The organism is Vibrio sp. NH-7 (assembly GCF_053643215.1).
On sequence record NZ_CM132187.1, the window covers coordinates 2209617 to 2232562 of the forward strand.

Sequence of the window (22946 nt, forward strand, 5' to 3'; positions counted from 1 at the left end):
AACTCGGGTTACGCTCTTGTCGATGCCAGAAAAGCGTCGTTAAGCGAGATTAAAGTGATACATTGAAGAATCGTGCCAAAAAGCCAGGTTCTTGCATGTCTTGTTGTGTGCCAGTGCCTGAATACTGGATTCTAGCGTTGGAAACACGGTTAGAGGCAATGGTGTTATCAAACGAAATATCATCAGGTCGGATGGTTCCGCTAAGACGAATGTATTCATCACCGGTGTTGAGAGTTAGCCATTTTTCACCACGAATCACCAAGTTACCGTTGCCCAATACTTCAATCACTTCCACCGTAATTGAACCCGATAGGCTATTGCTTTGGTTGGCACTGGCATCACCCGCAAAGGTATTGGTGTTGTTTAGGTCATATGAAAAATTGTAGTCGCCGCCAACTTTCAGCTCCTGGCCACCGACAAATAGAGGCTCCATAGAGGAATCATTCGTTTTCGACATGTCCGCATTGGCACTTTTTGCCGCTTTGGTTTTTTCATCGAGCGTGACGGTAATGATGTCACCTACGCCGCGCGGCTTTGAATCATCATACAAACTGCTTGTACTTGCGGAGTTAAACAGCGAACCTGTCTCTGCAGCGTAATGTTCACGTTTGTGTTTAGGGTGGATTGGTGCCCACGCAGGGTCTCCGGCAACCGGATCATTTCTGCCACGCAGAGTATCCACAATGCCGCTTTGGTCATCACCAGATTTGTCACCCTCAACAGCATCTACGGTCGTTGTACCACCAATCACATCCGGTGTTTCAACAGGTGGCTCTAACATCGTACAACCAGACATCACAGTCACAACGAACAAAGCAAATAAACGGTTCATGCTAATTACCTCTCGCGTCAAAGATTAAAGTTGTTGGTTCACAAAGCTCATCATCTTGTCGACTGCCGAGATAACTTTTGAGTTCATCTCGTAGACACGTTGAGCTTCAATCATGTTGACCAACTCTTCTGTCACATTGACGTTTGATGTTTCAAGCATCGATTGACGAATGTCACCAAATCCATCAAACCCAGGAACGCCTTCTTGTGGATCACCACTTGCACCCGTCGGTAAGTAAAGGTTCTGACCTACTGGCTCAAGGCCGCCTGGGTTAATAAAATCAACCGTGGTAATCTGCCCAACCACCACGTTGTTTTGCTCACCACGAACACGCACTGAGACTTCACCGTCTGTGCCCACCGTAATACTGATGGCATCTTCTGGAATCACAATTTCAGGCTGCAAATTGTAGCCCGAGCCTGAAGTCACGATGGCACCTTCGTCATTGACGGTAAACTGACCATTACGTGTATAACCAATGTTTCCATCAGGCATGAGGATTTGGAAAAAGCCATCCCCTTCGATCATCATGTCTAGGCTGTTATTGGTTGTTTGCGTGTTACCTTGAGTGTGCACTTTTTGTGTCGCGACAACTTTCGAACCTGCGCCTAGCATCAAACCCGATGGCAGTTCGGTATTTTGCGATGACTGGCCACCCGGTTGATTGATGTTTTGGTAGAACAGATCTTCAAACACCGCACGGCTTTTCTTGTAACCAACGGTTGAGGCGTTTGCTAGGTTGTTCGAAATGGTTGAAATGTTGGTTTGCTGAGCATCTAAGCCCGTTTTACTTACCCATAATGCCGGATGCATAATCTTCTCCTAAATCTCTATTAGCTCATACGAAGCAGAGAATCTGACGATTTGTCCATCTCTTCTGCTGTGCTCATCATCTTCACTTGCATTTCGAACTGGCGTTGCAAGTCAATCAGGCTGGTCATTTCACCGATAGCATTCACGTTACTACCTTCAATTGCGCCTGTGAGCAGTTTTACACCGGCATCCGCTTCGTATGCCGCATTAGGATCTTTAGCTCGGAATAAGCCATTAACATCTTTGAATAGTGATTGATTGTCGGTATTTGTCAGCTTGATGCGATCGACAACTTCGATGGCATCCGCTGGTGCACCTTGGGGTACGACCGAAATCGTGCCATCTGTGCCGATCTCAACTTTACTAAGAGGAATAGGCAGGGTGATTGGAGCGCCTGTTTCCCCTAGCACTAAGTTGCCATTACCACTGACAAGTAAGCCGTTCACATCAATCTTTAGGTTGCCATCACGAGTCAGGCCCTCTTTGCCCGTTTTATCGAGCACCGATATCCAGCCATTGCCTTCAATCGTTACATCGAGATCTCGTCCTGTCGTAATAACACTGCCTTGTTGGAAATTATGCCCAGGGCGCTCTGTCATGCTAAATACTCGAGTCGGTAGTCCTTCTCCGTATGCTTGCATCGAACGAGCTTGCGCCAAATCAGCACGGAAACCCGTGGTACTGACGTTTGCCAAGTTGTTTGCTCTAAGCTGCAAAGCCTGCATATTTTGCTTGGCTCCGCTCATAGCAAGATAGAGTGCGCGATCCATAATTTGCTCCAAAAATCACAATTCGGATCAACAAATGCAATTGCAATGCCAACTTTAATTTTAATTTAAAGTCAATAACTTGCATGGACAACAAGGAGGAAGGAGGCAAAAAAAGAGAGGGATGGCGGTATGCGGCAATAATAACAAGCTGATGATTGCCACCAGCTTGCCATTCAGATTATTGCACGATGCAGCCTTGTTAGATTCGCTGAAATTATCGAATCTGCAGGATGTTTTGTTGCGTTTGGTTATGCACTTCAAGTGAACGAGAGTTCGCTTGGAAGTTACGTTGAGCTGTAATGAGATCCACTAGCTCTTGGGTCATATCAATGTTGGATTGCTCCAACGTACCACTGTTGATAGAACCGAAAGAGCCTTTGTTAGACTCACCCCAGATCTTGTCACCAGAGAACTGAGTAGAATCCCACTGAGTGCCACCTTTCTTATCAAGACCTTGCTCATTCGCAACGCGAACCATAGCGACACGACCCAAGGTGATATTTTCACCATTCGAGTATGTGCCAAGGACGCTACCATTTTCATCAAAATCCACTTTGGTTAAGAAACCCGTGGTTGCACCATCTTCATCAAACTTGGTTAGCTCGAAAGGAGCGGCAAATTGTGTCGCACTATCAAGGCCGAAGGACAACGTTTGACTAACATCAGCACCATTTAGGTTAATCGCATTTGGATCATCAGGACCTGTACCTCCTAATGGACCAGAAACGATATTATTGCCGCTGTTAAGGCTGGCTAATGTACCATCGTTGTTGAACTTCATTGTGTGACCCACATGGCCTGTTGGCGTTGTCGCATCACCACCAAGAATGTTAACAGGCTTTTCACCCGCACTGTCGGTCACGGTGTAGTAGGTTTGCCACGTGTTCGCTTGTGTTTGATCCTTCAAGTAGTAGGTTGTCAACTTATACGACTGACCCATAGAGTCGTAAATTGTCGATGAAGTTGAACGGTTGTACGTTTCAGGATCGGAGTAGTCAAACAGAGCTGGATCTTTTAGATCGCCACCCGCTGGCAAGTTTACACCGACTTCAATATTGGACGTTTGCTTTGGTTTGCCGAATTCTTTTGGAATGTTAATAGGCGAAGGCTCATATGAGAGAACGTCACCCGTATCGCCATTAACTTGATAACCTAACAGGTATTCATCGTTCGCTGTTACCATGTAGTTATCTTTGTTCAGGTGAAACGCACCGTTTCGCGTTAACTCATTAGTCGTCGGTGTTAAACGATCTTTTGCTACCGCAAAGAAACCTGTACCGCTGATACGCAAATCCATTGGGTTGTTCGTGTAAACGCTCGACCCTTCGTGGAATTGCTGAGCTACTTTTTGCGCTTGGACACCACCACCTGGTGTTGTTTTAGCGTTTGTAAACAGTGAGTTAGAGTAAACATCACCAAACTCTGCACGCGACTCTTTAAAGCCGAATGTGTTCGCGTTTGCGATGTTGTTACTGGTTGTATTCAAATCTAATTGAGCAGCGGAAATACCGCTTAATGCAACATAAGACATTCCAAATTCTCCTATCTAGCTAGCATAGTCGCTTTTACAAGCGTTACTTACGCTTTACCAACTTCTAGTACTTCAGCAAGTCGAACTGGCGACTCAAAGCCAGCCAGATTGAGCAGTACGTTACCATCACCTTTACCCAGAAGAACGCTGTTGACGTTTGCATAAGTCGAAACTTCAAACTCTTTGCTTTCTCCATCAAGTAAGCCCGCAGCTCTCACTTTGTACTTACCTGCCGGCAATGGATTACCGTTTGAATCTTTGCCGTCCCATTCGACGCGGCTATCACCCGAAGGCTTAGACCCCGCATCAAAGGTACGAACGAGCTGCCCCATTTGGTCTTCTATTCGAACCATCAAGTTATCAACGGCTTGAGGTAGCTTAACCATGGCAGCCATACTGCCGTCATCTTTTTTCACACCAGCAGCACCCGGAATCAACACATCACGTCCAACCAAGGAAGAGGCTTGAAGCGCTTGATTTGAAGTCATCGAAGCATTCAAACTTTCAAACTGGTTATTCATTTTGCCGATGCCGTCTACTGTCGCGAATGACGCCATTTGTGCAATCATCTGGTCATTGCTGACCGGCTTAAACGGATCCTGTTGAGAAAGTTGCTTCGTGAGCAAAGATAAGAAGTCTTCTTGTTTAAGATCCTGCTTACCCGTGGTCTCATTTGGCTTATTCTTGTCCTGAAGCTGTTTAAGCTGGTCGATATAGGACAAGCTGCTTTGACCAACATTGTTAATGCCATCGGCCATATGTTACCCCCTTATCCCTATTGACCCATCTGCAGCGTACGCAGCAGCATTTGTTTACTTGCATCTGCCACTTGCACGTTCGTTTGGTACGAGCGAGAGGCAGAAATCATGTTTGCCATTTCTTCCATCACATTGACATTAGGCTTGTAGATATAGCCTTCATCATTTGCAAGCGGGTGATCTGGGTTGTACTCCGCACTGAGCGGTTTATCGCTTTCCACGATACCCATAACCTTGACTGGCACAGTATGATCGTTGCCATACTTAGCCTTACTTAACTCTGCACCAAATACAGCGTGGCGCGCTTTGTAAGTATCTTTGGCCGAGCTAGACACGCTGTCCGCGTTGGCTAAGTTACTTGAAGTCGTATTTAGACGAACAGACTCAGCGCTCATGGCAGAGCCAGTAACATTGAAGACGTTGAATAAGCTCATCTAGTTACTCCCTTTTAAAGCTTTCGTTAAGTTCTTGAATTTACTTCCTAGGAAGTCAAGTGAGGCTTGGTGTCTTATTTGGTTTTGCATAAATAGATTACGCTCCAAATCAACATCCACAGTATTGCCATCACCAGTGTCAGGTTGGGTTGGAAGACGATACATCACTTCCCCTGTCACGCGAGTAGAGGCAGGAATATGCCGACTATCAGTACGGCTAAGACCAATGCTTGCCTCTGATGTTGCCGCCTGCAAAGCCCTTTGGAAGTCCATTCCTTTCGACTTATACCCAGGCGTATTCGCTTGAGCAATATTGGTTGAAATAACCTCAGCATTGCGCTCACGAAGCCCAACAGTGTGTTGGTGAATACCTAAAGCATTGTCGAATGAAATAGCCATGTTAACCTCTACATAAAGAACTGACCGTTACTAATGAAATACAAAGCAAGTAGCGTACCAACTTTAAGGAACAAGATACTTCACTTCGATCTCGACAAGTAATCCAGCAAAAAATAAGCCAAGTTTAGATTGCTAAAAGATTGGAATGTCATCATTGAGTATACAAGTTATTTATCGACAGCAACAAAAAAGCCCAGCACGTGAGGCTGGGCTTAATAATTTTGCATGTCGGTTTATTTGAGCTTGTAAATGATACCTGGGTTACAGCGAACCATTTCAAAACGATCAGTCAACCCGGTCAATGACTCAGAAGCACCAAGCAACAAGTAACCACCTGGGTTGAGGCTATTAGCCATCTGATTGAGAACCTTAGACTTCATGTCTGGCGAAAAGTAAATCAACACGTTTCGACAAAAGATAATATCGAACTTGCCAAGCAAAGCGTAACTGTCCATCAGGTTTTGAGGACGGAAGTTCACCAAACGCTTGACGTTATCTTTTACTTTCATTCGACCATCGCCTGCGTCTTCAAAGAAGTTGCGACGGCGCTCAGGTGAAAGGCCGCGACCTAGTGCAAGGTTGTCGTAGATCCCCGCTCGACACATGTCCAACATACTGGCAGAGATGTCGGTTGCCGTTATCGACGTGCTCGGCAACATGCCAGGTTTACGCTGTTGGGTCTCCAAAATAGTCATCGCCATTGAGTACGGCTCTTGACCAGAAGAACTTGCCGCTGACCAGATTTTGATTGGGCGCTTATTAGCCGCAACTTCCGGTAATAGCTTATTCGCAAGCACTTCAAAAGGGTAAGTATCACGGAACCAAAGCGTCTCGTTAGTCGTCATTGCGTCAACGGCAGCAACGCGTAACTCTCGATTACGTCCCGTCACGACATCTCGCAACAAATCAGACAATGAGCCCAATTTGAACTTAGTCACTAACGGGCTCAAACGACTTCTCACTAGGTACTGTTTGCTGTCACCTAATACGATGCCACATTGAGACTCTAAAAAACGGCTGAAATCACGATATTCTTGATCGCTTATAGTTATCGCTGTCATTAATTTCTCTTTATTCTGTCAGCGCAGTTTTCACTGCATTACCAAGCTCATCCGGGTTAAATTTGGCGATGAAAGAGTTCGCGCCTACCCGCTCGACCATCGCTTGGTTAAATACACCACTCAATGATGAGTGCAGGATAACATATAGATTTTTTAAATCCGCATGGCGACGAATTTCTGCAGTCAATGTGTAACCATCCATCTCTGGCATCTCAATATCAGAAATCACCAAAGAGATTTGATCGTAAATGCTGCCTTCAGCGGCCATCTCGACCAATTTTTCGTACGCTTCTTTGCCATCTTTCACGGCAACAACTTCAAAACCTAACGAGGTAATAGCACGCTCAACTTGTTTTCTTGCTACCGTTGAGTCATCCGCAATAAGAATACGACGAACAATCTCTTTCTCGGTTTCAACTTGAGCAATTTCTTCGCTGATCGCTGAATCCATGGTCTCGTCAACTGGTGCGATTTCTGCAAGGATTTTTTCAACGTCAAGAATTTCGACAAGTTCGTTGTCAATATTGGTCACTGCCGTTAGGTAGTTGGCTTTACCCGCACCATCAGGCGGTGGAAGAATCGCTTCCCAGTGCATGTTGATGATACGTTCAACAGAGGTCACAAGAAACGCTTGGATGGTACGGTTAAACTCGGCAATAACGACAAATGCTTTGTCTACGTCTGTTGTAGGACGACCGCCAATGGCTAAACTTAAATCAATAACTGATACCGTATGGCCACGTATATGAGCAACACCTTTTACAAGAGGGTGTAAGTTTGGCATTGAAGTAAGCTTAGGGCACTGAAGTACCTCTTTTACTTTAAATACGTTAATACCGTAACGCTGACGCCCCATTAGACGAAACGTTAGCAGTTCCAATCGGTTTTGACCGACGAGTTGTGTACGCTGATTCACGGAATCAAGAATACCCGTCATAAGCTCATCTCCATCTCAAACTTTCATGCTAAAAAAATGGTAGTCTACTGAAGACCATGAAAAAAACCAGAGAAACAGAATGATGTATTCAAAATCACACTTGTGCTCTTTTTCCATAACTAATTGTAGAGCTTTCTATAAAAAGTTTTATAAGTCTATCGGCTTTTTATTCTTTTTCTTGAGTTTTTCAGCGACATCAGCAACAGAAAGTCAAATTTCTCTCATTAAACAAGCCGCCGAGCAACATATCTTGGATAACATAGAGAGCCCGGTTGGCGGCAATCTAAATGCAAAAGCCGCCTCTATAGATAGTAGGATCTTTGCCACAGATTGCCCGACTGGTTTGCAAACCTCTTCTACATCGACAAATCCAAATGCCAGCAATATTACGGTTTTGGTCGAATGCCAAAACGATAACTGGCGAGTCTATGTGCCAGTGCGCCTCACAAGAACTGGGCCGCAAGTAACCTTGACCACGCCACTCTCAAGGGGGCAAATCATTGCTTCCACTGATGTCACTATTAGTATGGTAGACTTGCAACGCTATAGGCGGCAAGGCTTTTCCACTCTAGATGCCGTAATTGGTGCAAAAACAAAAAAAAATCTGCGTAGCGGCGAAGTAATTGAAGAAAATGATATTTGTGTCGTCTGCCGAAATGAAACGGTCACCATCAAAGCGGTCAAGTCAGGAATGGTGATCACGACAAAAGGGGTCGCACTGACAGATGGATCTCATGGCGAACAGATTAGAGTGAAAAACAGCAAATCAAATCGTATAATAGAAGGACGCGTAACCGGAATATCTGAAGTCACTGTTGTATTCTAGCGTTATTTCCCTAACATCCTTAAAAAAACGCTAAAGTTATTTCCCGTAAAGTCGATATGGACGGTACAGGTTTTTAATATTGAAAAGGCTCAAATATGGCAGGCATAGATAATATTCGTTCTGGTCAAACGATGACAACGTCGACAAGTCGAAGTGCAGTACGAAATGACAAACCCACTTCAGATACCGAATCGGCAAAAAAATCCACCGTTGCCCAAGACTCTGTTTCATTAAGTACACAGGGCAAAGCAGTCGGAGAGATGCACTCACAAATGGCCAGCCAGCCTAGCTTTGATAAAGCGAAGGTAGCGGCAATTAAAGAAGCGATTGCAAATGGGTCTTACACAGTTGATCCTGAAAAACTCGCTGACAATATGATGAAGTTCGAAAAAGAACTCGGTGGTTTGTAATCTAGAGATTTTCTTTTATGGCAGCACTGCAAGGATTAGTTGAATTTCAACTCAAAAACGCGGAAGAGCTTTCTCAACTTCTTGGGAAGGAGAAAGTCGCCATTACCAATAGAATCTCTAAAGATATTGAACGGATTGCCAAGCAGAAAATTACTTTGATCGAGCAGCTACGCTCGACTGATGAGCGAATCGCAAAGCACCCAGACGTTGAAAGCCTGTCGACCAATCCAGAGTTGAGCCCTCTGGTAGAAAAAATCCGTCAGACAATCACTGAGTGTCAGCAAGCCAATGCCATTAATGGTGAAGCGCTACAACGAGCGCAGCTTAGCTTCAACAAACTCAATAATTTGATGCAGCAATCGCAGGGAAAACTTGGGATGACGTACACAGCGGAAGGTCAAACGAGAAATGTATCGACGCTGGGTACCAATATTAAAGCCTGATTTCCACACAGCTTCCAAACATTAAAAGTAAAAGCGGCAAAAATTGCCGCTTTTTTGATCGGAGAGGTAGAGAGTTTTAGAACAAGGTTTGCTGCCTTTTTTCTGGAACTTGTTGGACTTCGCCGTAATCGCGCAGTTTATTCATTTTTTGGATATCCAAACGAAGCTCTGTTACATAGCTGTCTCCAACTTTATAGCTTCGCACAACCTCTGCACCACGGATAACGCCATCAACCGCTCCCGAAGTAAGTTCAGTACCTAATCGTTGATCTTTAAGATCAGCACGCCCGCTAACGCGCATTCCATAGACTTGCTCAGCTAACTCTCGGTAAGCATCAATTTTGGATGCCCGCATAGCACGCACTTGCTTCTCTTCTTCGTTACGCCCTTTTTGCTCACTAATGCTGGCATAACCGACCGCCGTAAGCCAATCTTCAGCTCGCATGGTGCCCAACGGCTGGCAACCAACCATCATCATCACAATCGCGAGTAGAAATACCTTCTTCATATTAGCTCCTATGGACGTAGAATTACGGTGTATGGTTGAGTAATGGTTGGATCGGAGCGGATAAGCACCCCATCTTGCGTACGGATGCTATTAAGCGTATCCAAATCGCGACCAATGCGATCAGCAGGTAAGAACCCTTGCGCTGTTGCCACAACCACTCGTGACTGCATTCCCACAACTCGGGCATTCACGAGAACACCACCTTCTTGGCGGAGCATAGTGCCTGTCAAAACATACTGAATGTCTTGCTCTTGAGCCAAATCTTTCCAATCGCGACTAAAGGCAAAATCACCTTGATGAGTCACTTGAATCGACCCTGTCGTTTTAAAATCAACGACTTTGAATCCACGTCTCTGAAACTGATGGATAAAACCTTCGGATACAGAGTTTCCTAGCCAGTTCGTCGCGTCCATATTTTGCAAGTCAACAAATGAGGTGACCGCAATAGGCGTGCGGGCAGACACACTGGTATTCGAAATCATTAAGTCTTCCGTCATACTTTCAATAAAAAAGTCAAGAGTATGACGCGGACTCTCCATCAACATAAACTGGGAACCTGGATAAGGTTCTTTACCGTTGTATATTGGCGCATAGGCACATGCGGTCAAAAACACCACCGGCACTAACATTAACCATCTTTTCATTCTCTAATCTCCGATACATTATGGCTCGAGCGAGTGATCTTTTAGCTCTCTTCTAAAAGTGGAACGCTCTTTGCTTTCCTCAACTGTGCAACGATTAAGAAAAGCGTCACCAAAATTAGCTAAATATTAACAAGCAAAAAATGAACCAACTTGGTACACAGATATGAAAAGAACATTTCTCCTAGCTATAGTTAGCCTATTTATGAGTACTTTCACTCATATTGCCTCTGCTGGCTGGTACGAAGTAACGGGGACGGCAACGGTGGTTTCTTCGGAGGAAGTCGCCCGTGTACACGCTTTAGAAGATGCTCTGTATAAAGCGTTCAAATATTCTGGGGCAGACATTGGCAGCATTTCAAACCTGCGTCCTATGCTGGAAAGCGATCGCAAGGAGTATCAATTTAGCAACAGTGAAGTCCGTTATATCTTGGTCGATGAACAGAAGATTCGACGCGGCGTCATGGTAGTAAAAGCAAGAATCGACATTTATCCTTCGGCAACAGGTTGCCACGTCGATCAATACAAAAAAACCTTCCTGGTCGGCAATATTGATCTTCTTTCTCCTCAACAAGCCGTAATGGGACAGGTCTATAACATCGGTGACGACTTCGCCAATGTGATTAACCGCCAGTTAGACCAAGAATCGGAAAGCTTCGTATCCGTTGGTACCACTGACTATGAGATTGATAAACGTCACCCAGAGCGTTTGAAAATGATTGCCGAGGATACTGGGGCTCAATACATTATTGGCGGAAAGATTTCGGATCTGACAGCGACAATCGAGCAAAACCTATTGAAAGATGATGTCATTAATCGCCAGTTTGCTTTAGAAATGACCATCTTTGACGGTAAGACCGGCAATGAGGTCTATAACCGTAACTATCGTGAAGTCGCCCGTTGGCCGTTCCCGAAAACCAGTCAGGTCGATACCAAGAGCGCGCGCTTTTGGGCATCAACCTACGGCGATATGATGCTAAGAATCAGCCGTAATATCATGCTGGATCTCGAGTCAGAAGTTTCATGCAAAATCACTCTGCCAGAAGTGGTCGCGAAATGGGGGAATACCATTACTATGGATTTAGGGCGTATACACGGCGTTGAGATGGGCGATAAGCTGCAGCTTTGGCATACGGGCTCGTTCATTGATCAACGTGGTTTGCCGCGCAACAAGGTTACAGAAACGGATATTACGCTGACCGTATCACGTGTTTACGAAAATGAAGCTGAGCTTATTGTTGACCAACCAGAAATGGCCACCAGCATACAAATTGGCGATGTCATGCATAAATTACTGTAAATCAAAACCTTATTTGTAAAACGAGCGCATTTTTTATTAGAATGAACGCATGCTCCCGTGGCACAGCTGGATAGCGCGATCCCCTCCTAAGGGATAGGTCACAGGTTCGAATCCTGTCGGGAGCGCCATATTTAGGGCAGAAAGCTATTTTTCTTTCTGCCCTTTTTCATATCTGAACTTCAACAACTCTCTCCTTTCATCTAGAATGACTATTAACAAAGTTATCGATAATAGCAGATGAAAAAGAGCAATCTAATCACCAATACGGGTCACCGCTTTATTTCAAAAGCCAAAACCGCGTTTAAGATTCACATTCATACGCCCGATGATAAAGTGCTCCATCGCTCTGTGGGCTACATTCGAATTGGTGAAAAAAAGGGACTTAAAAAAGCAATCAAGCTTCGCAATGAACTTGGCGCCGAGATGTGGGGCAAGTTTTGGCGAAGAATCCTCAAAGACCCTTATTTGATGACGCGTCTTCCCCACTCATTAGAGCCCAAAATTATTTTTAAGCCGCGCCCAACGAAGGCACATCCAGATGCCAAAGACGAATGCTATATCGCGGCTTGGCGAAACTATGATGAAAACGGCAAATTGATCTATCAGAGTGTTGTTTGCTCCATCAAAAAGCATGGACGTTTGGCGGCATACACTAAAACCAAAAAGGCTTTACTCGAAGCGAACAAAGAGAATCTTGAAATACTGGAATATATGGGACGCTTAAATAGCATTGACTTGAAGTAAAAAAGCCTTGGTGGGTACCAAGGCTTTTTCATTATGAAGAAGAGTTTATTGCTTATTTCTCTTCGTACTCGAAACCTGGAACTGTCATTTCTACACGACGGTTCATCATACGGCCTTCTTTGGTCTCGTTTGAAGCCACAGGATTGTTTTCACCTTGGCCACTAACCGTGATACGTGAAGCATCAATGCCCTGCGCTTCTAGCTCATTAGCGACTGCTTGAGCGCGCTTCTCAGAAAGCTTCTGGTTGTATGCTGCTGCACCTGTTGAGTCAGTGTAACCAACCACCTCTACTGTCGATTGTGGGTATTGGTTCATGAACGCAACAAGCTCGTTCAATTTCTGAGTGCTTTCTGGTTTTAGCTTAGAGCTGTTCAACTCAAAGTTACCTGAGCCTACAAGTTGAGTATTGAATGATTTCATCACAGGCGCTGCGACAACCACTTCTTCTACCACTGTTTCTTCAACAACCATCACCTCTTGTACTGGCTCTGGTGTTGGCTCTGAGCTACCACCAAACTTAGTACGGAAACCAAGAGTGAATGAGTTCGCGTGGAAAGAAGATACATCGATATCGATGTCGTTGATGTGTTGGTACTCTGCTTGAATGTCGATGTTTTCAAACAGGCTGTAGTTCAAACCAACAGCACCAAATAGATTTTCATCATCTTTGTTGCCGTACTTAACGAACGCCGCACCTGCTTTTACAAACAGATCAATGTCTTCGTTCATTGGGAATGAAAGTCGTGGTGCAATCGTGTATGCCGTAAGACCTGCGTCTTTGTAGCCTGCACCCGTTGTTTCACCAAGCGTTTCCAGTCCACCTTCAATGGCAACGTACTCATCCACTTCGTAGCCTAGGAATGAACCTAGTGCCCATGAATCTTCATCACATGAGCTAGAAGAAGAAGTACATAAGTTGTTCAACCAAGACACACCCGCTTTTGCGCCTAGGTAGAATTGAGCATTCGCCGACGCCGAAGCTACAAGAAGAGTTGTTGATATTACCGCTGCTAACTTTTTCATTATTATTTCCTTATTGATACGCAAAATATACATTACGTAATTTATCTCACACTCAATAACAAACTGTTACGGTATGAACAGTTAATAAGATATACCTTATCTCATTATTAGTACAAATCGAATGACAACATAATTAACGTTTATCGACAATCCTGTACACATTCTCACTTTTGAAACACAAAACTAGACCAAGTTGGGAGGTTATTAACTGTTGTATTTTCAATGATGTACTAAATCTGATCTCAACCAAGTAGCCCTTCTCGTTGCTCAACGAAACAATCATGCAAATACGCTGGTGACAGAAACCTCCTTAACACAGCAAATAAAATTGCGCGCAAAAAAAAGCCGCAGTATTTACACTGCGGCTCAACCTTATCGGTGTTGTTATGCGTTTGCTTCACGCTCAGCGATGAATTCAAGCGCCATCTTGATACGAGCAATACAACGCTCTTTACCAATCTGCTCCATAACAGCATCAACAGATGGAGACTGACCACCACCCGTTACTGCTACGCGCAATGGCATACCAATTTTACCCATGCCGATTTCTAGCTCTTCACAAACAGCGGCAATAACCCCTTCTTTAATGTTTGCCGTTGTCCACTCTGCTAACGCTTCCGCTTTAGCAAGAGCAAGCTCTAGAGGCTCTTTAGCAACGCCGCGTAGGTGCTTCTTCGCCGCACCGGCTTCAAACTCAGCAAAATCTTCGTAGAAGTAACGAATTTGCTCAGCCAACTCAACAAGAGTGTTACAACGCTCACCAACCAGTTTGATCACTTCTGTAATTGCAGGACCGTTTTCAATATTTAGGTTCTGATTATCTAAATGCCACTGCAAATGCTCTGCAACATATTCTGGTTCAGAGGTCTTGATGTAGTGGTTGTTCAACCAAAGCAACTTGTCGGTGTTAAACGCCGATGCAGATTTAGAAATAGCATTGAGCGTAAACAGATTGATCATTTCTTCACGAGAGAAGATTTCTTGGTCGCCATGAGACCAACCCAGACGCACCAAGTAGTTATTAAGTGCATTTGGTAGGTAACCTTCATCGCGGTATTGCATCACTGAAACAGCGCCATGGCGCTTAGATAGCTTGGCACCATCATCACCCAAGATCATTGCACAGTGAGCGAAAGTTGGAACCGGAGCACCCAGAGCTTCATAGATGTTGATTTGACGAGGCGTGTTGTTGATGTGGTCTTCACCGCGAACAACATGCGTGATGCCCATATCCCAGTCATCGACAACAACAACAAAGTTGTAAGTTGGCGCACCGTCGGTACGACGAATGATTAAATCGTCCAGCTGGCTGTTAGATATTTCGATACGACCGCGAATTTGATCATCAAACACTACGCTGCCTTCTTTCGGGTTACGGAAACGAACCACAAATGCGTCGCCTTCTTTCGCCGCAGCATTTGCCGCCACGACTTTAGGGTGATTAGCATCGTAACGTGGCATTTCTTTCGCCGCTTCTTGCTCTGCGCGGATTTCTTCAAGCAGCTCTTTAGACGCATAACACTTGTATGCTTTGTCTTCAGCGAGCAGCTTGTCAATCATTTCGTTGTAACGGTCAAAACGCTTTGATTGGAAGTAAGGACCTTCATCCCACTCAAGTCCCATCCACTGCATACCTTCAAGGATCGCATCAACCGCTTCCTGAGAGTTACGTTCTAAGTCAGTGTCTTCGATACGTAGAACGAATTCACCGCCTTGAGCTTTAGCGTATAGCCATGAGTAAAGTGCAGTACGCGCACCACCAACGTGAAGGTAGCCTGTTGGGCTAGGAGCAAAACGAGTTTTAACCGTCATGTATAAATACCTTGATTGTCTAGATGACCGCACGCCCTAACTTATCGAGGGCAGTGCCAAAATTGCGCGTTATTTTAGCACCGATATGCAAATCTACAATCAATCGTTGATATGTTTTACCGCCCAAGCGATAAACTCTTGGCGCTGTTGTGGCGACATGGACAAGAAATCACTTTGAAGCGCGCTGGTGGATGCTAACTTGGTCGAACTCGTGTCTGAGTTTAGCGGTTTATCCAACACCACTTGATTTCGAACCGTATTCTCTTGAATCGCCGCTTTGCCACCAGCTTGATTGTAACCAGCGAGCATTTCGTCATAGTCTTTTATCAGCGCGAAAGTCTGATCAAAAATGATGTCCGTTGTGACATCCACCTGTTGACCGTTACGAGTCACTTTTACACTGGGTTGTTTTTCAAAGTTACGAACCGCTCGCTCATCACGAATCGCAAAGGGCGTTTCAAACTTCAACGTTTCGTCATTGGCAGTAAACTTCACTACCATTGGCAATGAATTGAACTTGCTTTTACCCCCATTGCCATCGACGAGCGCAGTAACTCTTAGTAGTAACTGGTTCTCTCCGCTGGCAATTTTCAAATCACCTTTACCACGATTCGGTATCTGGTTAATGTTCTGATTGACCGCCAAAATCTCAACGCGATTATCCGTTTGAATCGTAACTTGAGCGTTGGCCAAACTGGTTACAAAAGCCATCAATACAACAGCTAAACTCTTCTTCATCATTATTTATCTCTCTAGCACAAACGGAAAAAGGCGGACAACATTGCCCGCCAAGTCTTAATCAAATGATTAGAATGTCCACTCAGTACCCACACGGATCATAAGATCATCGTACTCTTTACCCGCTAGTTCAGTGTCGCTGCGGTATGTGCCGCTATGCTGTGCGATACGAACGAAGGTGTAAACAGAATTCATTGAGTAGCCAACTTCACCCGTTACTGTTGTAAAATCAAGTTCTTTATCAGACTTGCTATCTGTGTCACCAGTTTGGTTTGCGTAACCTAAACGGAAGTTGAAATCACCCATAAAGTAGTTGGTTTGCAAAGAGAATGCGTCGATTTCACGTTCTTCATAAGCGCCACCTTTCTTGTCAGCTTCAAAACCAGCCGTTTTGTATGCACCAGCAACGTTCCAGTTATCCATCAGATTGAATTGGAAGCCACCGAAGAATGCGCTTGTATCACCAATTAGATCAGTATCAAACTCAGTTTCATTTGCCGCTTCGAATGCCGCATGAACTGTGAGTCGGTCGATAGGCGTAACAGAAACAGAGCCACCAACAAACATTGAGTCAGCAGAGTTTGAGCTACCGTTACCACCCGCTAAGCTAAACTTCACCATGTCACCAAACATTGGTGAATCGTAACGTCCCATTTGGCTCTTACGGTCAAAGTTAAAACGCTCGCCAGCTCTCCAACCACGGTCAAATGTTGTCCCCATGTTCGACGCTGAGTACGGCCAATCGACTAGCTCATACATTGGCGTTAACATGCGACCAAAGCGCACTGAACCCCAATCGTCACCACGGAAACCAACGAACGTATCACGGTTACCAAGCTTAGCACCGTCATCCAATACCCAGCCCGATTCAATTTGCATGAATGCTTCTAAATTATCATTCATGGTTTTTGCTGCGCGGAAACCTACTCGAGATTCGTTCTCCAGTACCATTCCGTCGCCATCAACTTCTTTACCGGCAGCGTCGAATTTTTTCGCGTTGTAATCCACTGCTGAAATAGACACTACACCATACACTTCTACGTTTGCGTCGTTTGGATCACCAATCATATATGCATGCGCAGTACCAGCGGCCATGGTAGTTGCTGCAATCACTGCGCCTAGTAGAGTCTTTTTGAAATGAGACATAAGATTTAACCCCTATTTAAAAATTTTAATTTCCTTTCCCTTGTAAAACCGCTAACTCACTGATTTTGCAGGGGGACTATTTATGGACGGGGAGAATGTTGGCAAACTTTTTTCGCGTTAAGAAATCAAAGCAAAAATAGTCTGCTCTAGTTCAAAATCAAAAAAGAACAACAAACAAAAAACCTTTAGATACAGATAGTTAGGATGATTTATTTTTTAAACAAAAACGTCAATTTAGATTACTAGCGATTAAACAAGCACGCAGTCAGACGAATTCGTTATGGCGATCACGCAACTTTTTTGTTGTTTTACGGAACTTTAGAAAACACAGAATAAATCTTTGAAATTGCTCGCATAAAAATAGGTCAACTCTTTCACAGCTTGAAGCAAAATTGACGTTTTTAATGGAGGAACTGAATACTTGACCTTCCCCTTGCGGTAAGGTTTATTCTCAGTAAACGTTGATGGTTTAGAGAATAAAATTATGCTTCGATTTGATATTCCGCTGCATGGGCTCAACTGTATGGGCTGCGCCAGAAAAGTAGAGAAGGCTTTGGTTGAACAACATAAAGCAGTGATCACCGATCTCTCCCCTCATCGAGTCGAGTTTAAAAGTGACAGCTCGTTTGATGAGGTGAATCAATCGATTGAAGCCCTATCCTATCGTTCTGGCTATCACCACCACCTTTCTTTAAGTGGCCTCAACTGCGGTAAGTGTGTTGCCAAGCTTGAGGCAGCGCTCTGTGAACACCCGCTCGTGGCTACATTCTCTGCAAACAAAACGGAGCTGACCCTTCACACCGCCTTGACTCAATCAGATGTCATTGAGTTGGTTAAACAGTTAGGCTATCAGGCACAGCAATGGGAAGAGACTATAGAGGAAGAACAACACGTCGCGATCGATTCCTCTTCTTCTACCTATTCTGAAGAGACCTCACCGGAAGCACAGAACATATTCACAACCCATCTGCTTATCAATGGGATGACCTGCGCTAGTTGTGTCGCATCAGTCGAAAAAGCATTGCTGTCCGTAGACGGTGTGACCAAAGCGCAGATAAACCTCGCAGAGCAAAGTGCTTTGGTAATGGCAACTCGTCGCAGTGAGGAACTGAACGCGCAGTTGATCACCTCAGTGACACTCGCCGGCTATCAAGCCGAAATCATTGAAGACCTAGATGTACAGCAGCAAAAGCAGATAGAACAGCAAGAAGCGTTAAAAACCCACCACAAAAAGAATGCCTGGCATGGCATGCTGATCGGCGCCCCACTGATGCTATGGGGAGTTTTCGGTGGCAATATGATGATCCGCAATAGTCAGGATCAATTCGCTTGGGCAATCGTCGGGGTTGTTTGCCTATGGTTGCTGGCAACGGCAGGACGTAGCTTTTTTACTAACGCTTGGCAAGCACTGACCCACAAGCGCGCAACGATGGACACTCTGGTTGCATTGGGTACTGGAGCAGCTTGGCTATTTTCTATGTTGGTCGTGCTCGTCCCAAGTTGGTTCCCAGCATCATCACGCCATGTCTATTTTGAAGCCAGTGCGATGATCGTTGGTCTCATCTCTCTAGGCCACTATATTGAAGCGAAAGCAAAAGCGAAAACCACGCAGTCATTGCAAGCGCTGATTAACCTTCAACCTAATGAAGCGACAGTCGTCACCGAAAACGGAGATGCTGTCATTTCGATCAAAAATATTACCGCAGGAATGATGTTGCGCATTAAGCCCGGCGAGAAAGTGCCTGTCGATGGCACAGTTGTGTCTGGCGAGTCATACGTTGATGAATCGATGCTGACGGGAGAACCGATTCCTTGCCATAAAGACAAAGGACAGTTTGTCTCTGCGGGAACCATAAACCAAGATGGAACACTACTTATAGAAGCAAACAGTGTCGGTAGTAGCACCATGCTATCTCGAATCATTTCAATGGTGAGAGAAGCACAAAGCAGTAAACCTGCCATCGCTAAGCTCGCAGACCAAATCTCTTCAATCTTTGTGCCTGTCGTCGTTGCCATCGCCTTGATATCAGCGGCCATTTGGTATTTTGTCGGTCCAGATCCGAAAGCCAGCTATATGCTTGTCGTCGCGACAACCGTATTGATCATCGCGTGTCCATGTGCGCTAGGATTGGCAACACCACTGTCGGTGACCGTCGGTGTGGGCAAAGCGGCCGAGCTAGGAATTTTAATCAAAGATGCTGATGTCCTTCAGTCCGCAAGCCAAATCAATACTGTGGTATTCGATAAAACAGGGACATTGACGCAAGGAAAGCCGACGGTTCAACATGTCTTTGCTACCAACAATGACAGTGAGTGGTTACTCTCACTCGCGGGCTCACTGGAAAGACACTCCGAGCACCCTCTTGCGAAAGCGATCGTCCACGAAGCAACGAGTAGAAACCTTCAATTTGAGGAGGTCGATAACTTTCAAAACCTGCGCGGTAAAGGCGTTACGGCTCAACTAAAAGGTCAGAAATTGTCGGCGGTATCTTTGCCGGTGGCACAGCAACAGGGTTGGGATTTAACTCAATGTGAGACATCCATTGTCGAGTGCAACTCGAAAGCCTGGACACCAATCATTGTTTCCCTAGATGAGCAGGTTCTTGGATTGATCGCAATTTCAGATCCAATCAAAGAGGACGCAGCAGCTGCAATCCAAGCATTGAAAAGCATCCAGATAACGCCTGTTATGCTGACAGGCGACAATCACCACGTTGCTTCCGCGATAGCCAACCAGTTAGGGATTGAGCAAGTGATCTCGCAAGTATTACCTGATGAGAAAGCGCAGCATATCGCTGATTTACAAGCACAAGGTAAGCGTGTTGCTATGATCGGCGACGGTGTCAATGATGCACCAGCCTTGGCTTTGGCCGATATCGGTATCGCAATGGGAAGCGGAAGTGACGTCGCCATTGAAAGCGCACAGATGACTCTGCTCAACTCTTCACCATTTGCTGTGGTCAATGCGATTGAATTATCAAAGGCCACGGTGAAAAACATGAAACAAAACTTGTTTGGCGCCTTTGTTTATAACTCCCTTGGCATCCCTGTCGCTGCAGGTGTGCTTTACCCAGCGTTTGGCTTTTTACTTAGCCCCGTTGTCGCTGGAGTGGCCATGGCGATGTCTTCGATTACCGTTGTCAGCAATGCAAATCGTCTAAGATTATTTAAAGCGTCTTCTCGCTTGTAGAGGTTACTATGAAAAGAAAACTAATTGCTCTTACCACTCTTACTCTAATGTCAGGCCACGTTCTCGCGGCCGATGTGCTCAACCATAAGTCCCCGTACTGCGGTTGCTGTACGGAGTGGACAAAACATATGCAAGAAGCTGGGTTTAATGTCGAAGAAAAACTGCATGAAAACATGAACCCTATTAAGCAGAAGTTAGGGGTAAAACCGGAACTGGCGTCTTGCCATACAGCAGAAATTAATGGCTTTGTGTTTGAAGGCCATATTCCAGCAGACGATATCAAAGCTTTCCTCGACAACCCGCCGAAAAATGCAAAAGGCTTGGCGGTACCCGGAATGCCAATGGGATCGCCGGGTATGGAGTACGGAGACAAGAAAGACGAGTACTCTGTCTACGCATTCAATGAAAAAGGCCAAGTCTTTGAGTATCGCCACTACAAAGGGAACTAACAGCAAAGCCCAGCGTGACTGCTGGGCTTTTTGTTAAAGGACAGTATTAAAGTTCTTTAGAAGCCGTATGAAGCACCGAAAACAAAAGCATTGTTCTCATTGTCTGCTTGATTGCGGTACTCAAAATACGGTTGGACACCTTTACGCGTCCATGTTGCGCGAAGCTCGTGGTCCATAACGGACGCATCAATCATGTAAACGTTATTGTAGCTAAGCGCCAGCTCTTCATTCACCGTGTAAGCAATGCGGTTGTCCATGCGGAAATCAGTATCGTTATCCGCATCCGTTGCATCGATATGAGCACGGGTACGGTTGCTGATCGATAGACCGTTGTCAAAGTTGTAGCCAATTTTAACTAGCGGGCGGTATTGAACACTCTCACCTTCAGACAAGAGATGTTGGTAACCTGCTGCGACCCACAAGTTATCGGTAATCTTGTACGACTGCTCACCACCAATGGTGACATATGCACTCGAAGAGCTACCGTTGGTGTAAATTGGGTTGTCGGCTGTGCCCACATTTTCACGTTCAGTTGATAAGTCCCCCAACTGAATGCCATCGAACTCTGTGTAAACCGTAAAGCCACCAATCGAGTTATCAAACGTATGACCTGCTTCTAATGTAGATGTCACATCTGAGCCATGAAGATTATCGGAATGAAATTGTACGTTACCTGTTACATATGAAGAACCCGCGAATGCAGTAGAAGCGAAAGCAAGAGAAAGCGCACTTAAAGTAAATAGTTTTTTCATGAAAATCTGCCTTAATCATTAAAGTTAGCCGCGGTTCTTATTTGGGTAATTCATCACCTCAGACCGCAAAGAAGAGTTGCCTCCCTGGCTTGATGGGTATCTTGGCGGATTAAATTTACGATAAAAAATAAATCAAAACTTTGTGCGATCTGCTTCACTGTCAAAAAGAAAAAACTAATTTAACACCTATAATTCAGTCACTTAAAAACTCCTAAATAAACCTATAGTGATTCGAGTCACGCATTTAGGTGGTTAGTGACCAAAATTCGTTATCTGCGGCACACCGAATTTAGCTTTCACTTAATTTTCAATAATAATAATTCGATCTCGATCACTGAATAATCACGTCTATCAATAGCTGATTTGGCGCGTTAATTTGGACTTGGACAGACATTTCAACGTATCTAGACGGCTCAATAACAAAAAAAAGCTGCCTTTTAGGCAGCTTCTCGTTGATAACAATAGAATTAGCGTGAGACTAAATCTGACATCATCTCAATATGTCGATCATCATCGTTCAGACATGGAATATAAGTAAAGCGCTCACCACCATGTTCGGTAAAAATCTCCAAACATTGTTCCGAAATCTCTTCTAGCGTTTCTAGGCAGTCCGAAGAAAATGCTGGCGCCATGATATCGAGCTTCTTAACACCTTTGGCAGGAAGCTTCTCCAATGTTTTATCGGTATAAGGCTGCAACCACTCTTCTCGCCCAAAACGTGACTGGTAGGTCATACCAATTTGCTCACTGCTTAGACCTAGCTCTTTCCCGAGTAGCTCTGTCGTGCGCTCACAATGCTGAGGGTAAATATCACCGTTGTCAGCATAGCGCTTCGGAATGCCGTGATAAGAGCACAGCAAGTAATCCCCTTGGCCATTTTTCTCCCACGAGCGCTTTACGCTCTCCGCCAGTGCCTTGATGTATAAAGGATGGTCATGATAATCACGAACAAAACGGTATTGAGGCATAACCGGAATGGCCTTGAACGCTTTGGTTAAGCCATCGGAAACCGCAGCCGTGGTTGTTCCAGAATATTGCGGGTAAAGTGGTAATACCGTGATTTCCTCTACGCCGCGCGCAAGCAAAGCTTCAACGCCAGTATGCAAACTTGGACTTCCGTAAGTCATCCCAAGCTCCACTGGCATATCGAGTTGCTTTTCTAGCTTACTAGCCTGACGTTGGGAATAAACCATCAAAGGAGAACCCTCGTCCATCCAAACCGTTTGGTACAGTTTCGCAACTTTTGGCGAGCGTATTGGCAATATCACACCGTGCAGAATCGGACACCACAACCAACGAGTCATATCAACCACACGATGGTCATGCAAAAACTGACTTAAAAAGCGTTTCACTGCAGGAGCTGTAGGTTCATCTGGCGTGCCTAAATTGACCAACAGCACACCTTGTTTTTTATTGTTCTGCATAACT

The 22946-nt window shown here is 45.0% G+C and carries 24 protein-coding genes and 1 tRNA gene; 8 read left to right on the top strand and 17 right to left on the bottom strand.

The features are described from left to right. Positions 1–49 precede the first annotated feature (49 nt). The 9 genes from flgH to ACUALS_RS10245 all read right to left on the bottom strand — a co-directional run bounded on the left by flgH (position 50) and on the right by ACUALS_RS10245 (position 7535). The gene (flgH, locus tag ACUALS_RS10205) at positions 50–832 is read right to left on the bottom strand and encodes a flagellar basal body L-ring protein FlgH (RefSeq protein WP_269977174.1); all 783 of its coding nucleotides are present in this window, start codon (positions 830–832) and stop codon (positions 50–52) included. A gap of 24 nt (positions 833–856) precedes the next feature. Next, positions 857–1645 carry a flagellar basal-body rod protein FlgG gene (gene flgG, locus ACUALS_RS10210; protein ID WP_005474814.1) on the bottom strand — a complete coding sequence of 263 codons (789 nt, stop codon included), beginning with the start codon at positions 1643–1645 and terminating at the stop codon, positions 857–859. A 20-nt stretch (positions 1646–1665) separates the two neighbouring features. Next, the gene (gene flgF, locus ACUALS_RS10215; RefSeq protein WP_005474764.1) at positions 1666–2415 is read right to left on the bottom strand and encodes a flagellar basal-body rod protein FlgF; all 750 of its coding nucleotides are present in this window, start codon (positions 2413–2415) and stop codon (positions 1666–1668) included. Between the two features lie 214 nt (positions 2416–2629). Continuing rightward, positions 2630–3946, bottom strand: coding sequence for a flagellar hook protein FlgE (gene flgE, locus ACUALS_RS10220; RefSeq protein WP_005474735.1), 1317 nt, complete (start codon positions 3944–3946; stop codon positions 2630–2632). A gap of 47 nt (positions 3947–3993) precedes the next feature. Continuing rightward, positions 3994–4704, bottom strand: coding sequence for a flagellar hook assembly protein FlgD (flgD, locus tag ACUALS_RS10225; protein WP_005474714.1), 711 nt, complete (start codon positions 4702–4704; stop codon positions 3994–3996). Positions 4705–4721: 17 nt separating this feature from the next. Continuing rightward, positions 4722–5138, bottom strand: a complete 417-nt coding sequence (gene flgC, locus ACUALS_RS10230) for a flagellar basal body rod protein FlgC (RefSeq protein ID WP_005474748.1) — start codon at positions 5136–5138, stop codon at positions 4722–4724. After that, entirely contained in the window at positions 5139–5537 is a 399-nt protein-coding gene (flgB, locus tag ACUALS_RS10235) for a flagellar basal body rod protein FlgB (RefSeq protein ID WP_038139379.1), read from the bottom strand. It abuts the gene before it with no gap. A 233-nt stretch (positions 5538–5770) separates the two neighbouring features. Continuing rightward, on the bottom strand, positions 5771–6598 hold the full coding sequence (locus ACUALS_RS10240; RefSeq protein ID WP_005474806.1) for a protein-glutamate O-methyltransferase: 828 nt from the start codon (positions 6596–6598) through the stop codon (positions 5771–5773). Positions 6599–6608: 10 nt separating this feature from the next. After that, a complete protein-coding gene (locus tag ACUALS_RS10245) occupies positions 6609–7535 on the bottom strand; it encodes a chemotaxis protein CheV (RefSeq protein ID WP_005474824.1) in 927 nt (308 codons plus the stop codon). A 79-nt stretch (positions 7536–7614) separates the two neighbouring features. Here ACUALS_RS10245 and flgA point away from each other — a divergent pair, with 79 nt between their 5' ends. The 3 genes from flgA to ACUALS_RS10260 all read left to right on the top strand — a co-directional run bounded on the left by flgA (position 7615) and on the right by ACUALS_RS10260 (position 9214). Beyond that, positions 7615–8361: a flagellar basal body P-ring formation chaperone FlgA gene (gene flgA / locus ACUALS_RS10250; protein WP_454448304.1), complete on the top strand. Its 747-nt coding sequence runs from the start codon at positions 7615–7617 to the stop codon at positions 8359–8361. A gap of 95 nt (positions 8362–8456) precedes the next feature. Continuing rightward, positions 8457–8771, top strand: a complete 315-nt coding sequence (gene flgM, locus ACUALS_RS10255) for a flagellar biosynthesis anti-sigma factor FlgM (RefSeq protein WP_005474802.1) — start codon at positions 8457–8459, stop codon at positions 8769–8771. A 17-nt stretch (positions 8772–8788) separates the two neighbouring features. Next, positions 8789–9214, top strand: a complete 426-nt coding sequence (locus ACUALS_RS10260; protein WP_005474767.1) for a flagella synthesis protein FlgN — start codon at positions 8789–8791, stop codon at positions 9212–9214. A 76-nt stretch (positions 9215–9290) separates the two neighbouring features. Here the strand turns inward: ACUALS_RS10260 and flgP are convergent, their stop codons facing one another. Both flgP and ACUALS_RS10270 read right to left on the bottom strand, forming a co-directional pair. Then, complete coding sequence (flgP, locus tag ACUALS_RS10265; RefSeq protein ID WP_005474707.1) at positions 9291–9722, bottom strand: flagellar assembly lipoprotein FlgP; 432 nt, start codon at positions 9720–9722, stop codon at positions 9291–9293. 8 nt (positions 9723–9730) lie between these two features. Then, positions 9731–10366 carry a FlgO family outer membrane protein gene (locus ACUALS_RS10270; RefSeq protein WP_038139387.1) on the bottom strand — a complete coding sequence of 212 codons (636 nt, stop codon included), beginning with the start codon at positions 10364–10366 and terminating at the stop codon, positions 9731–9733. Positions 10367–10568: 202 nt separating this feature from the next. Here ACUALS_RS10270 and ACUALS_RS10275 point away from each other — a divergent pair, with 202 nt between their 5' ends. The 3 genes from ACUALS_RS10275 to ACUALS_RS10285 all read left to right on the top strand — a co-directional run bounded on the left by ACUALS_RS10275 (position 10569) and on the right by ACUALS_RS10285 (position 12407). Then, positions 10569–11663, top strand: a complete 1095-nt coding sequence (locus ACUALS_RS10275) for a flagellar assembly protein FlgT (RefSeq protein WP_005474712.1) — start codon at positions 10569–10571, stop codon at positions 11661–11663. Between the two features lie 51 nt (positions 11664–11714). Further along, positions 11715–11791, top strand: a tRNA-Arg gene (locus ACUALS_RS10280). A gap of 109 nt (positions 11792–11900) precedes the next feature. Continuing rightward, a complete protein-coding gene (locus ACUALS_RS10285) occupies positions 11901–12407 on the top strand; it encodes a Fe3+-citrate ABC transporter substrate-binding protein (RefSeq protein WP_038139392.1) in 507 nt (168 codons plus the stop codon). Positions 12408–12459: 52 nt separating this feature from the next. Here the strand turns inward: ACUALS_RS10285 and ACUALS_RS10290 are convergent, their stop codons facing one another. The 4 genes from ACUALS_RS10290 to ACUALS_RS10305 form a co-directional block, all read right to left on the bottom strand. Continuing rightward, entirely contained in the window at positions 12460–13431 is a 972-nt protein-coding gene (locus ACUALS_RS10290) for an OmpA family protein (protein ID WP_005474775.1), read from the bottom strand. A gap of 384 nt (positions 13432–13815) precedes the next feature. Then, complete coding sequence (gene gltX / locus ACUALS_RS10295; protein WP_454448305.1) at positions 13816–15243, bottom strand: glutamate--tRNA ligase; 1428 nt, start codon at positions 15241–15243, stop codon at positions 13816–13818. Positions 15244–15342: 99 nt separating this feature from the next. Then, entirely contained in the window at positions 15343–15984 is a 642-nt protein-coding gene (locus ACUALS_RS10300; RefSeq protein ID WP_454448306.1) for a DUF2057 family protein, read from the bottom strand. Positions 15985–16050: 66 nt separating this feature from the next. Continuing rightward, entirely contained in the window at positions 16051–17127 is a 1077-nt protein-coding gene (locus ACUALS_RS10305) for a porin (RefSeq protein ID WP_454448307.1), read from the bottom strand. 484 nt (positions 17128–17611) lie between these two features. Between ACUALS_RS10305 and ACUALS_RS10310 the strand changes: the two genes are divergently transcribed. After that, the gene (locus ACUALS_RS10310; protein WP_454448308.1) at positions 17612–20317 is read left to right on the top strand and encodes a copper-translocating P-type ATPase; all 2706 of its coding nucleotides are present in this window, start codon (positions 17612–17614) and stop codon (positions 20315–20317) included. A gap of 8 nt (positions 20318–20325) precedes the next feature. Further along, positions 20326–20766 (top strand): DUF411 domain-containing protein, encoded by a 441-nt coding sequence (locus tag ACUALS_RS10315; protein ID WP_038139404.1) that lies wholly within the window; start codon positions 20326–20328, stop codon positions 20764–20766. Positions 20767–20822: 56 nt separating this feature from the next. On the opposite strand, the gene ACUALS_RS10320 is transcribed toward ACUALS_RS10315, so the two are convergent. Both ACUALS_RS10320 and hemH read right to left on the bottom strand, forming a co-directional pair. After that, entirely contained in the window at positions 20823–21518 is a 696-nt protein-coding gene (locus ACUALS_RS10320; RefSeq protein WP_454448309.1) for an oligogalacturonate-specific porin KdgM family protein, read from the bottom strand. Between the two features lie 467 nt (positions 21519–21985). After that, the gene (gene hemH / locus ACUALS_RS10325) at positions 21986–22942 is read right to left on the bottom strand and encodes a ferrochelatase (protein ID WP_454448310.1); all 957 of its coding nucleotides are present in this window, start codon (positions 22940–22942) and stop codon (positions 21986–21988) included. Positions 22943–22946 lie beyond the last annotated feature (4 nt).

What these genes read in the sequence shown, in the direction of transcription:
- ACUALS_RS10300 (WP_454448306.1), bottom strand. Translation starts at nt 15,984, where the DNA reads ATGATGAAGAAGAGTTTAGCTGTTGTATTGATGGCTTTTGTAACCAGT.
- flgP (WP_005474707.1), bottom strand. Translation starts at nt 9,722, where the DNA reads ATGAAGAAGGTATTTCTACTCGCGATTGTGATGATGATGGTTGGTTGC.
- flgM (WP_005474802.1), top strand. Translation starts at nt 8,457, where the DNA reads ATGGCAGGCATAGATAATATTCGTTCTGGTCAAACGATGACAACGTCG.
- ACUALS_RS10285 (WP_038139392.1), top strand. Translation starts at nt 11,901, where the DNA reads ATGAAAAAGAGCAATCTAATCACCAATACGGGTCACCGCTTTATTTCA.
- flgF (WP_005474764.1), bottom strand. Translation starts at nt 2,415, where the DNA reads ATGGATCGCGCACTCTATCTTGCTATGAGCGGAGCCAAGCAAAATATG.
- ACUALS_RS10320 (WP_454448309.1), bottom strand. Translation starts at nt 21,518, where the DNA reads ATGAAAAAACTATTTACTTTAAGTGCGCTTTCTCTTGCTTTCGCTTCT.
- ACUALS_RS10290 (WP_005474775.1), bottom strand. Translation starts at nt 13,431, where the DNA reads ATGAAAAAGTTAGCAGCGGTAATATCAACAACTCTTCTTGTAGCTTCG.
- flgC (WP_005474748.1), bottom strand. Translation starts at nt 5,138, where the DNA reads ATGAGCTTATTCAACGTCTTCAATGTTACTGGCTCTGCCATGAGCGCT.
- flgG (WP_005474814.1), bottom strand. Translation starts at nt 1,645, where the DNA reads ATGCATCCGGCATTATGGGTAAGTAAAACGGGCTTAGATGCTCAGCAA.
- ACUALS_RS10270 (WP_038139387.1), bottom strand. Translation starts at nt 10,366, where the DNA reads ATGAAAAGATGGTTAATGTTAGTGCCGGTGGTGTTTTTGACCGCATGT.
- flgA (WP_454448304.1), top strand. Translation starts at nt 7,615, where the DNA reads ATGATGTATTCAAAATCACACTTGTGCTCTTTTTCCATAACTAATTGT.
- flgH (WP_269977174.1), bottom strand. Translation starts at nt 832, where the DNA reads ATGAACCGTTTATTTGCTTTGTTCGTTGTGACTGTGATGTCTGGTTGT.
- gltX (WP_454448305.1), bottom strand. Translation starts at nt 15,243, where the DNA reads ATGACGGTTAAAACTCGTTTTGCTCCTAGCCCAACAGGCTACCTTCAC.
- hemH (WP_454448310.1), bottom strand. Translation starts at nt 22,942, where the DNA reads ATGCAGAACAATAAAAAACAAGGTGTGCTGTTGGTCAATTTAGGCACG.
- ACUALS_RS10240 (WP_005474806.1), bottom strand. Translation starts at nt 6,598, where the DNA reads ATGACAGCGATAACTATAAGCGATCAAGAATATCGTGATTTCAGCCGT.
- ACUALS_RS10315 (WP_038139404.1), top strand. Translation starts at nt 20,326, where the DNA reads ATGAAAAGAAAACTAATTGCTCTTACCACTCTTACTCTAATGTCAGGC.
- ACUALS_RS10305 (WP_454448307.1), bottom strand. Translation starts at nt 17,127, where the DNA reads ATGTCTCATTTCAAAAAGACTCTACTAGGCGCAGTGATTGCAGCAACT.
- flgE (WP_005474735.1), bottom strand. Translation starts at nt 3,946, where the DNA reads ATGTCTTATGTTGCATTAAGCGGTATTTCCGCTGCTCAATTAGATTTG.
- flgD (WP_005474714.1), bottom strand. Translation starts at nt 4,704, where the DNA reads ATGGCCGATGGCATTAACAATGTTGGTCAAAGCAGCTTGTCCTATATC.
- ACUALS_RS10275 (WP_005474712.1), top strand. Translation starts at nt 10,569, where the DNA reads ATGAGTACTTTCACTCATATTGCCTCTGCTGGCTGGTACGAAGTAACG.
- ACUALS_RS10260 (WP_005474767.1), top strand. Translation starts at nt 8,789, where the DNA reads ATGGCAGCACTGCAAGGATTAGTTGAATTTCAACTCAAAAACGCGGAA.
- flgB (WP_038139379.1), bottom strand. Translation starts at nt 5,537, where the DNA reads ATGGCTATTTCATTCGACAATGCTTTAGGTATTCACCAACACACTGTT.
- ACUALS_RS10310 (WP_454448308.1), top strand. Translation starts at nt 17,612, where the DNA reads ATGCTTCGATTTGATATTCCGCTGCATGGGCTCAACTGTATGGGCTGC.
- ACUALS_RS10245 (WP_005474824.1), bottom strand. Translation starts at nt 7,535, where the DNA reads ATGACGGGTATTCTTGATTCCGTGAATCAGCGTACACAACTCGTCGGT.